This window comes from Neptuniibacter sp. UBA6509 (genome assembly GCA_002435145.1).
Classification (GTDB): domain Bacteria; phylum Pseudomonadota; class Gammaproteobacteria; order Pseudomonadales; family Balneatricaceae; genus Neptuniibacter.
In genome coordinates this window covers 1-8,940 of sequence record DJLT01000008.1, presented here as the reverse complement: position 1 = coordinate 8,940, position 8,940 = coordinate 1, and the positions used below count along the sequence as shown (strand labels likewise).

9 protein-coding genes are annotated in these 8,940 nt (G+C 45.0%); all 9 read left to right on the top strand.

Annotated features, from left to right (window positions below):
- On the top strand, positions 1 to 2,132 hold a 2,132-nt coding region (locus B4K11_RS01310; protein WP_292959194.1), incomplete at its 5' end, for an EAL domain-containing protein.
- 255 nt (positions 2,133 to 2,387) lie between these two features.
- Entirely contained in the window at positions 2,388 to 3,149 is a 762-nt protein-coding gene (locus B4K11_RS01305) for a hypothetical protein (RefSeq protein ID WP_292953157.1), read from the top strand.
- Complete coding sequence (locus B4K11_RS01300) at positions 3,146 to 4,204, top strand: 4Fe-4S binding protein (protein ID WP_292959193.1); 1,059 nt, start codon at positions 3,146 to 3,148, stop codon at positions 4,202 to 4,204. Before B4K11_RS01305 ends, B4K11_RS01300 begins: the two co-directional genes overlap by 4 nt.
- A complete protein-coding gene (locus tag B4K11_RS01295) occupies positions 4,201 to 5,022 on the top strand; it encodes a sulfite exporter TauE/SafE family protein (protein ID WP_292957079.1) in 822 nt (273 codons plus the stop codon). The genes B4K11_RS01300 and B4K11_RS01295 overlap by 4 nt, the downstream gene beginning before the upstream one ends.
- Positions 5,019 to 5,654, top strand: coding sequence for a MotA/TolQ/ExbB proton channel family protein (locus B4K11_RS01290; RefSeq protein WP_292957076.1), 636 nt, complete (start codon positions 5,019 to 5,021; stop codon positions 5,652 to 5,654). Before B4K11_RS01295 ends, B4K11_RS01290 begins: the two co-directional genes overlap by 4 nt.
- A complete protein-coding gene (locus tag B4K11_RS01285; protein WP_292959192.1) occupies positions 5,644 to 6,063 on the top strand; it encodes an ExbD/TolR family protein in 420 nt (139 codons plus the stop codon). The genes B4K11_RS01290 and B4K11_RS01285 overlap by 11 nt, the downstream gene beginning before the upstream one ends.
- A gap of 5 nt (positions 6,064 to 6,068) precedes the next feature.
- Entirely contained in the window at positions 6,069 to 6,866 is a 798-nt protein-coding gene (locus tag B4K11_RS01280; protein ID WP_292957071.1) for an energy transducer TonB, read from the top strand.
- A gap of 327 nt (positions 6,867 to 7,193) precedes the next feature.
- The gene (locus B4K11_RS01275; protein WP_292957068.1) at positions 7,194 to 8,093 is read left to right on the top strand and encodes a hypothetical protein; all 900 of its coding nucleotides are present in this window, start codon (positions 7,194 to 7,196) and stop codon (positions 8,091 to 8,093) included.
- Positions 8,094 to 8,195: 102 nt separating this feature from the next.
- Entirely contained in the window at positions 8,196 to 8,690 is a 495-nt protein-coding gene (locus B4K11_RS01270) for a hypothetical protein (protein WP_292957065.1), read from the top strand.
- Positions 8,691 to 8,940: the final 250 nt, after the last annotated feature.

Sequence of the window (8,940 nt, the reverse complement as noted above, 5' to 3'; positions counted from 1 at the left end):
ACGGTTATTTTGCTGTGTTTAATGCACAAGGGCATTTTGTCTCGACACCGGGCGTTAGCTCAATTAAGGGTGATGTTCTGAGTGAAGAGGGCCAGAAGCTTGAACAAGAGGTGATAGCTAAAATTCATGCTAAAGCTGCAGAAGGTGGTGGCTTTATCGAATATGATTGGTATTTCCCCAATGGCGAAGGCCCTTACCGAAAGGTCTCTCTTGTTGAAAAAGTTGAAGAGCTTGGGTGGATAATTGTTGCTGGCTTCTATCTTGATGATATTGCGAAGTTATTGGAAGGGCAGAAGGCGCTGCTCACTAAAACCCAAAGAGAAGATCGTTTCCAACTCTATGCATTTTTACTCTTAGCGGCGGTGCTGACACTGTCACTGACGATGATTTTTTCTCAATGGATGAATCGACGCTTTACTGAGTACCATGAAGATATTGAGCAAAAGCAGAGCGAACTGTATCTAAAAACGGAACAATTACAGCTGGCCTCTCGTGTGTTTGATAATGCTCGTGAGGGGATTATGGTTGCGGCAAAGGACAGTCGTTTATTAGCAGTTAACGATGCTTTTACAGAAATTACAGGTTACACCTCTGATGAAGTCCTAGGAAAAAACCCTAAGTTTTTACAATCTGGCCGGCATGATGAAACATTTTATCGTCATATGTGGGCAGGTATCGATAATCACGGACAGTGGAGCGGTGAGATATGGAATCGCCGAAAAAATGGAGATGTTTTCCCGCAATGGCTAACGATTAGCGCGTCCTTAGATGAGGAGGGGCAGGTTCTTAATTATATCGCTTCGATTACTGATCTTACAGAACGTAAAGAGGTTGAACAGAAGTTACAGTACCTTTCTGATTATGATCCATTAACCAGTTTGCCAAATAGACGTCTGTTAGGTTATCGCGTTGATCAAACGATTATTATGAGTAAGCAGAAAGGCAACCGTCCTTTTGCTTTGTTGTATATCGATTTAGACCATTTCAAAAATATTAATGACAGTTTAGGTCACCGTTTTGGCGATGAGATTTTACAGAAGGTCGCCAAGCGTATAGAAAATATGTTGCCTGAAGGTGATACCGTCAGCCGTTTGGGTGGAGATGAATTTATGATTCTTATCTCTGATCTAGGCCCTCTTGAAACGGCTGCTACCTTGTCTGAAAAAGTGCTTTATGAGATCTCTAAGCCACTAGAGAATGATAGTCATCTGACGATCACGCCAAGTATTGGTATCGCCGTTTATCCAAATGATGGTGAGAACTTTGATAAATTGCTACGTAATGCGGATGCAGCGGTCCATTTTGCTAAAAAGCAGGGTCGTAACAATTATCAGTTCTATACGGCTGAGATGAATCATATGGCTTCGCAGCGCTTGCAGGTTGAAATTGCTCTGCGAAAGGCTATTGAAAATAAAGAGTTTGTTCTTTTCTATCAGCCGCAGATGAGCCTGCAAGGGAAGAAAGTTATTGGCTGTGAAGCCTTAATTCGTTGGCAGCACCCTACCCAAGGACTCGTGTTCCCGGATTTCTTTATTACTTTAGCGGAAGAAAGTGGTCTCATTGTGCCTATAGGCGCTTGGGTATTAAAGGAAGCTTGCGCGCAAGGGGTGAAATGGCTAGAGAAAGCCGAGGGTGAATTCACCATGTCGGTCAATGTGTCCGTACGCCAGTTTAGACCTGAGCTTGTGGATGAGGTACGTAATGCGCTCGTGCAGTCAGGATTACCTCCTCATGCTTTAGTGGTTGAGATCACAGAAAGTACGCTTATGCAGAATGAAGAGACCACGCTTAAGCTGCTAAGGGAATTAAAGCAGCTAGGAGTGCAGCTTTCTCTGGACGACTTTGGTACCGGGTATTCGAGTATGGCTTACCTCAAACGTTTTAACCTTGATCAGCTTAAAATTGATAGGGCGTTTATCGCAGGATTACCCGGTAGTAAAGATGATGCCACAATCACTTCAGCGATTATCGATGTGGCCAGTCACTTTGATTTGATTACCGTTGCTGAAGGTATCGAGACGATTGAGCAGGCAGAGATTCTTGCGGATATGGGCTGTGTAGAGGGACAGGGTTACCTCTATGAGAAGCCAATTTTACCTCAAGATTTTGAAGAAAAGTTTTTAACCTCTTAATGATAGAGTAGAACTTAGCCTCTGTGGCTAATTGTCACATGTGACATTGGGTCACATTTATAATCACAGCTGTTTCGTTAAAATCGCCGCAATTCAATCATTGCGGCTTTTTTTGTTATGGGCACGTGCAAGTACCAATACCAGTCTAAATATAAGCACCAGTCTAGATATAAGTACCAGTCCAGGTATAAGTACCTTCCGAGCATTCTGCTCTTTATTAGCTCCCTCTCTTTCGCGGATATCTATTGGCAGCCTGTGGATAATCCTAATGCTTCAGGTGGACATGGGCACGGCCGTATGGCTAAGGCATTTCAGCTCATGGGGCTCAAAGAAACTGGGCTTAAAGAAATAGGGCTTAAAGAAGGCAGCGATACGGCTGTCTCATATATACATTCTGATCTTGAGTCTTCTGATCTAAACCTGCACGGGGATTCTGTGCATCTAAAATCCACCGGAAAGAATAACTACCATGCATTAGTGGCGCGTCAGAGACAGGGCGATACTCACCGTTTAGCTGTTAGGTATATCTATAATAATGGCCGTCCGGTTAATACCTCCCCTTCAGACCTTCTAGCGCTGAATTTGGGCGGTCTGCAAATTATTCCTTCCCCTTTGCCTAGAGAGCATTGGAAATATAAAAGTAAAAGTCTGTATCGATTTCTGATTACGTTTGAAGGTGAGCCTTTAGCAGAGCATGGGCTGCTAGCGACGACTCGGTTTGGCAGCAATGAAATCCTGCATACCGATCAATCGGGCTTTATTGAGCTGCTTATCCCTGAAGATTTTCCAGAAATTACCCCGCTTAAACGTGCGACACCTCCCGGTGAAATGCAGCTATTTAGCTCCTATAGCCACGATGGGAAAGTGTATGAGGCCAGTATGACGGCTGCTTATCATCCGAGCGAATCCAGTTGGAAGAGCGTCAGTCTTGGGGCGCTGGTGGTACTCATCGGTTTGGTTTTTGGCTTCTTTATTAATCGCAAACTGCCTGAACATAACCGGAGGAAAGCAAAATGATGTGGCTTAAGAATTTGACGGTTGTTCGGCGCTTTGTTCAGTTGTTTATGTTTGTGTTCTTGGTTTACGGTTCGGTCGTTGTTGGCTTTTATGCTGCAGATAAAATATCAGGTGCGCTGCCTTCTCTGAGTTGCGCTTATGATTCCATGAATGCAGATTACTGTGCGCTGATTCCACTCCAGCACCAGATGCATCATCGCTTAGGTCCCGCAGTGGAAAGCGGTGACATGATGAAGCTCTTCATGCCGTTGGTCACAACGCTTGTGACTTTTTTGATGATGTTCGTCCTTCTCAATAAAGCATTCTGTGGCTGGATCTGCCCGCTAGGTTTCTTCCAGGAAGTGATGCAGCTAATCGGCCAGAAACTAGGTTTACGAAAGGTCGACAGCCTATCCCATGGCGCTGTGGATAAAATAAGGCCGGTAAAATGGCTCATGCTAGGTGGTTTAGTGTTTGGTTTACCCGCGTTAACCAGCTTGGGCTTTTTGAGTGATGAGTGGGGAGATCCTTTTTGTCAGATCTGTCCTAGCCGAATTATGACAACCCTGTTTACCGGAAGTGATGAGCAGCTGTTTGTCGATACCTCGACACCGAGCTACATGGTGTTGTCGATCTTAGGTGATTTTTTGTTTGGTTTGACGATCGCTATGGCGATGACGCTGCGACAGCCGTTTTGCCGTATCTGCCCATTGCTCGCAATGCATGCTCTGTTTCGCAAAATAGGTTTAGCGCGTTTAGTTAAAAAGGGGACCTCCCGTTGTGATAAGTGCGGTATCTGCGCGGAAGCGTGCCCTATGGATATACGTGAGTTGCAGACAGACCATAATGCGGTAGAGAAGGCGCGAGACATTACGCTGCCAGATTGCACCTTGTGCGGCCGTTGTGTCGAGTTCTGCCCAGACAAAGACGTATTACAGATACGCTACCTCAATGTCCCTGTATTCAGTGCCAGCCCTCAATACTTTAAACGCCGCAAGAACGCGCAGATACAGTGGGATAAAGTGAAACTTGTTGGTTTTAGCCATTCTAAAAAAGCTACAAAGGCGAAGCCATGAGTGCTGAACTATTAGAACTCGGCTTTATGGCCGCGGTGCTTTCCGCTTTTCTTATCGGTTTAAGCTTTGGCAGTGGGCCTTGTAACTTGAGCTGCCTACCGTATTTGGGTCCCGTTCTTTTAGGTCCCGGCGCTCAACGGCCCTTTACTGCGGTGGTACTGCCTTTTATGACAGGGCGACTAGTTGGCTATTTTACAATGGGTGTGACCGCTGCCCTTTTAGGCAGTGTCATTAAGGAGTATTTAGCGCATCCCGTGGTGCCTATTTTTGCGGCAATTATCAGCTTATGGCTAGCCCTTAAAATGTGGCGTCAGGCAGCGGATAAAAAATGTGCGACAGCGCACGCACCTGTAGCTACGGCTAATAACTCTACATTTAAGAGCGCTTTATCTACTAGCTCTGTACCTAATGGCTCTTCATCGAATAGAGAGGCCTCGCTCTCATTGGTTAAGGCACCTACAACCGACCCATCATCAGCAAACATTATCGCTTCAGATGAACAGCCCCTTGTAGAAAGGAATGCATGGCAGCTCGCCATGCTCGGATTCTCATTAGCTTTGAACCAGTGTATACCTTTGTTAGGATTGTTGGCTGCGGCTGCGCAAAGTGCCGACCCAATTTGGGGAGGGATGATAGCGTTGAGTTTTGGCCTAGGTGCGATTGTCATTCCAAGCTTATTGGTTCGTTACGGCGTTGCTTTGCTAGGGCGTGAACTGCGTAGTCAATTGGCGCAATGGCAAGTGGGACTAACCCGCACGGGTGCGTTGATGCTGGTTTTAGTTGCTGTGAATACGGCATGGAGAGGGATACCCGCATGATGTGGATTGAAAAAGGCGGTCCAATTGTATGGATCTTAATCGCGTACTCCATTGTGGGCTTATCAATTTTGGCCGGACGCTATCTACAGCTGATGTTTACGCGTCGCATCAATCTGAAAAGCCCTATCTCTGAATGGAAAGACGGCGCTGAAAAAAGGATTGTCTTAGGGCTACAACAGAAGAAAGCCTCAAACAGCTATGGCCCGGAATTACGCGCCACAGCAGGGCATTTGATCCATAAAGAGATGAAATGTTTTGAAGGTGGATTAAAAACGGTTTCAGTACTGGCAAATACAGCCCCTTTGTTAGGCCTACTAGGGACTATCTTGGGCATGATCAAAGCCTTTCAGGTGATTGAAAATGCAGGAGGTAAAGTCGATGCGATGGCCCTTGCGGGTGGTATTTGGGAAGCGATGCTCACCACAGGTGTCGGCTTAGCGGTAGCGATCCCTTTACTAATATTACTGCACTTTATTGAATCCGCTTTAACGCGCCACCATTGGCGTTTACAGCAAGCCGCCGCGCTTGTGCTTGAAACCGACTTAACCGAATCGGTTGAACACAATCAGGAAGGTGAAACAGAGATTCGCCAGCAGAGCTCTGAAGCAGCATGGGGCTCAAATGCAATATGAGTCTCTGATGCAGTATAAATCACCCGTGCCTCAGCATGGCATACTGAACCTCACCCCCTTAATCGACATCGTGTTTCTGTTGTTAGTCTTTTTTATGCTGACTGCTCACTTTGTTGAGGAAAAGCAGATCGCACTACAACTGCCAACAGCGTCCACAAGTGAAGCGCTAAGTAACGAAGAGGTGGTGACCATTAGCATTGATCAAACCGGTATCTACCACCTGAGTGGAGAACCCGTTCATGCAGATGTATTACAAAGCCGCCTAAAAGAGATCTTTACCCAATCCCCAAAACTGATTTTGCAGCTAAAAGCTGACCATCAAGTGAGCTACGAAAAAGTGGTTCATGTCTTGGATAGCGCCCGTATTGTAGGTATCGATAATATGGATATAGTCACTGAGTCGGAATAACTAAGGTGACTGTTGTAACAACAAAACGAAGCTTATTACTATTGGGTGTGCTGTTTTCATTAGCCGTACATGGATTGGTTTGGCAGCAATTACAAAAAGAAGACGTTAACGCGCAAGCGCAGATGGCCCCAAGCTATGCCCCGATGCGAGTCAACGTCTCCATCTCGGCACCCGCAGCGCCGCAGGTGCCATTACCCCCAGAGCCTCAGCTTAATCCTCAGCCCCAAGCTCAAATAAGCAAGCCCATCGTTCCTAAAAAAGCGAAAAAAGAACAAGCTAAAATAGTTAAAGCTGCTAAAGCTACAGAGCCTAAACAGCTCGCTAAGCCTCTACTGAAACCCGTAGCAAAGACGTCTGAGCCGAAAGAAAGCACAGCCAAAAAGGCTGTATCTAAAAAGGCTACACCTGCAAAGGCCTCTCCTACAACACCAGTACAAGCATCTCCTACAAAATCAGTACAAGCATCTATTACAAAACCTCTTACAGCAGAAAGCAAAACAGCCATGCCCCTACTGAATAAAACGGAGCAGAAAAACCAGCTGATAGCGGAACTGATGCGAAGAATAGATCAAAACAAACACTACCCCAAACGCGCCCTAAAACGCGGAATCGAAGGGCGTGTACGTTTCACCCTAGTCTTAGACCGCGCTGGACAACTACAAAGCTTTGAATGGTTGGAAGGCAATCGCCTGTTCTACAAAAGCACCCTAGAAGCGATAAAACGCTCCCTACCGCTAAAGTTATCCACAGACCAACAACCGCTAAACCATCAGCTAGCGCTTCAATACACTATTAGTAACTAACCGGTGAGAAAGTGAATTTGGATGCTATTTTTAGTGGTAGCCATCAATCACCCGACTGCGATATAGTGAAATCAGGTGGGTAAGTGGAGTACCCGTATCGTAGTCTGTTCAGACGGATATTCAGGATGAATACCTAAATTCTTTATCCTCTCTAGCCGTCTTAGCTTTTTGCATATTTATTGATCAGTTCTTAATTTTTTGGGCTTCTACGATATGTGTTTTATCTATCCTTATTCTGATATGTGACTTAAATAAGGTAGAAGCGCTTACCTGCTTATGAACTTTGCAAGGAGCGTGTAATACAATGTCTATGCTAAAGGAGAATGCATGAATAGTCCTATTGTTGTGCAGTTACAGGAGTTGGCTTCCGATAGCACAAACCACCTTCCTGATCTTCTGCGTAAGGCGTTACTAATTTCATCAAAACTTGGTTTGGACGAGTTTAGATTTTGGGTGCTTTCGGAGCTAAATGGTTATGAATCAGAAGCCGATATTCCAGACTATCGGACAATTGGTTCTCAACTGAAAGTCATTAATCCTTACCACGGCTACCAACCTTTCATAATTGAGGATGGCGAATTAGCTGCGCTCGTTAGTAATGTGAAAATCTTTGAGTCTGTAGAGTCATTGCAGCATCTAATTTTAAGCCCTAACAAAAAAGAGCAATTAACTTTCCCATTCCCTGCCGAGCAAAAAGCCGCCTTAATGCGGATGCAGGGTGGAATCGCTCAGCTTGAACCCACTCGAATTATTGGCAAAAACCAAGTTAAGAGTGTCCTTGAGCAGGTTAGAACAAGGCTTCTAGACTGGGCGTTGTTACTTGAATCCCAAGGCATACTAGGTGATGGGTTAAATTTCTCAGCAAAGGAAAAAGCAATCGCTAACGAAAATCAATCTGCAATAAATATTCAAAATTTCCAAGGAGTCCTTGGCAATGTATCTGGAGGCAATGTCAGTCAAACAATGTCTCTGACCGTAACGTCTGGTAACTTTGATTCATTGGCTAACTATTTTAGAGGCCAAGATGTAACGGAAGACGATATTCAATCGTTGGAACTTGCTGTATCCCAAGATCCAGAAGCGACTGAACCTGGATCTTTTGGTCCAAAAGTCAGTGGCTGGATCGGGAAAATGACGTCAAAGGCAGCTAATGGTAGTTGGGCTGTTAGTGTCGGTGCCGCTGGAAGTCTACTAGCTACCGCTATTGCAAAATTTTATGGCATATAACAAATTTGTGAATGAACGCCCTTCGGGTTGGACCGCTAAATGCGCTGCTTCGCTGCAACGCGGCCCATTACAAAAGCGTTCTACGGATATTGAGTTAGGCAGATGAAACAAACTCTTGAGTATTTAAAGGATAGATATACCGAAGAGCAATCCAGGTTTGATCACTTTGAAAATAAGTGCTCAAAGTTTCTAACTTTCGTCACTGTTATTATTGCAGTTATCTCAGCTTTATCTGGTATAAATGATGGAGCTATATTTCAACCGGTAACAGAAGTCGCTTGGGTTATATTGGTTCTATATCTCTTTGGTGCTTTATCAATCGTTTGCTCATGGGGACACGCTTTGCTGGCCCTTCGTATCGGTGACTGCTCTGTAATGCCCCGAAGTCGAGAAACAGCGGAATACCTATCCGTGGTTGATGACGAAACAGCATCAAAGCATATATACAATTGCTACGTCGATACTCTGGAAAAACTTGCAACTGAAATTAATCATAAATCTAGAAATTTAGAGCTGGCTTATCAGGAGCTCACTATCAGCGCTTGGTGCCTTGGTTTAGTCGCTGCTTTTACTATTTGTATGGAGATTACAAAATGACTAATAAAAATAAGCAAACTACTAATACAAATAATCAATCACCCCCGCCAGCCCCACGAACAACTGAAAGCGTGAAAAAGTCACGTCAGCCTAGCAACAATGACAAGAAGCGATGAATGCCTGCGCCGTATAACAAAAACAGGCAGTTGATACGCAATGCGCTCAACTGCTGTAAGCGTTATATGGTATCGAGGGCTCAGCATTGTATTCAGCAATGGAAAAAAAACGGGGTCACCCATTAGAGGTCTCC

Coding starts and splice junctions, on each gene's coding strand:
- B4K11_RS01285 (WP_292959192.1), top strand. CDS start 5,644: ATGCAATATGAGTCTCTGATGCAGTATAAATCACCCGTGCCTCAGCAT.
- B4K11_RS01300 (WP_292959193.1), top strand. CDS start 3,146: ATGATGTGGCTTAAGAATTTGACGGTTGTTCGGCGCTTTGTTCAGTTG.
- B4K11_RS01295 (WP_292957079.1), top strand. CDS start 4,201: ATGAGTGCTGAACTATTAGAACTCGGCTTTATGGCCGCGGTGCTTTCC.
- B4K11_RS01270 (WP_292957065.1), top strand. CDS start 8,196: ATGAAACAAACTCTTGAGTATTTAAAGGATAGATATACCGAAGAGCAA.
- B4K11_RS01275 (WP_292957068.1), top strand. CDS start 7,194: ATGAATAGTCCTATTGTTGTGCAGTTACAGGAGTTGGCTTCCGATAGC.
- B4K11_RS01290 (WP_292957076.1), top strand. CDS start 5,019: ATGATGTGGATTGAAAAAGGCGGTCCAATTGTATGGATCTTAATCGCG.